This window comes from Kitasatospora sp. NPDC097643 (genome assembly GCF_040302625.1).
Classification (GTDB): Bacteria; Actinomycetota; Actinomycetes; order Streptomycetales; family Streptomycetaceae; genus Kitasatospora.
This window is the reverse complement of sequence record NZ_JBEOSA010000175.1, coordinates 1-1,394: the sequence shown is the minus strand read 5'-3', so window position 1 is coordinate 1,394 and position 1,394 is coordinate 1. Positions and strand designations below refer to the sequence as shown.

Genomic DNA, 1,394 nt, shown 5'->3' with positions numbered 1-1,394 from the left:
CTGAGGACAAGCCCTCGGCCTATTAGTACCGGTCAACTCCACCCCTCACAGGGCTTCCATATCCGGCCTATCAACCCAGTCGTCTACTGGGAGCCTTACCCTCTCAAGGAGGTGGGAGTGCTCATCTCGAAGCAGGCTTCCCGCTTAGATGCTTTCAGCGGTTATCCCTCCCGAACGTAGCCAACCAGCCATGCCCTTGGCAGAACAACTGGCACACCAGAGGTTCGTCCGTCCCGGTCCTCTCGTACTAGGGACAGCCCTTCTCAACACTCCTACGCGCACAGCGGATAGGGACCGAACTGTCTCACGACGTTCTAAACCCAGCTCGCGTACCGCTTTAATGGGCGAACAGCCCAACCCTTGGGACCTACTCCAGCCCCAGGATGCGACGAGCCGACATCGAGGTGCCAAACCATCCCGTCGATATGGACTCTTGGGGAAGATCAGCCTGTTATCCCCGGGGTACCTTTTATCCGTTGAGCGACGGCGCTTCCACAAGCCACCGCCGGATCACTAGTCCCTACTTTCGTACCTGCTCGACCCGTCAGTCTCACAGTCAAGCTCCCTTGTGCACTTACACTCAACACCTGATTGCCAACCAGGCTGAGGGAACCTTTGGGCGCCTCCGTTACCCTTTAGGAGGCAACCGCCCCAGTTAAACTACCCACCAGACACTGTCCCTGATCCGGATCACGGACCCAGGTTAGACATCCAGCACGACCAGAGTGGTATTTCAACGACGACTCCCACCCAACTGGCGTTGGGCTTTCACAGTCTCCCACCTATCCTACACAAGCCGAACCGAACACCAATATCAAGCTATAGTAAAGGTCCCGGGGTCTTTCCGTCCTGCTGCGCGAAACGAGCATCTTTACTCGTAATGCAATTTCACCGGGCCTATGGTTGAGACAGTCGAGAAGTCGTTACGCCATTCGTGCAGGTCGGAACTTACCCGACAAGGAATTTCGCTACCTTAGGATGGTTATAGTTACCACCGCCGTTTACTGGCGCTTAAGTTCTCAGCTTCGCCTGGACGAATCCAAGCTAACCGGTCCCCTTAACGTTCCAGCACCGGGCAGGCGTCAGTCCGTATACATCGCCTTACGGCTTCGCACGGACCTGTGTTTTTAGTAAACAGTCGCTTCTCGCTGGTCTCTGCGGCCACCCCCAGCTCGGAGTGCAAGACTCGTCACCAGGAATGGCCCCCCTTCTCCCGAAGTTACGGGGGCATTTTGCCGAGTTCCTTAACCATAGTTCACCCGAACGCCTCGGTATTCTCTACCTGACCACCTGAGTCGGTTTGGGGTACGGGCCGCCATGAAACTCGCTAGAGGCTTTTCTCGACAGCATAGGATCATCCACTTCACCACAATCGGCTCGGCATCAGGTCTCAG

Annotated in this window: 1 rRNA gene; it reads right to left on the bottom strand. The window is 56.2% G+C overall.

What is annotated here, in order from left to right:
* Positions 1-2: 2 nt before the first annotated feature.
* Positions 3-1,394: ribosomal RNA gene (locus ABTY15_RS39680) — 23S ribosomal RNA — on the bottom strand; the annotation flags it as partial.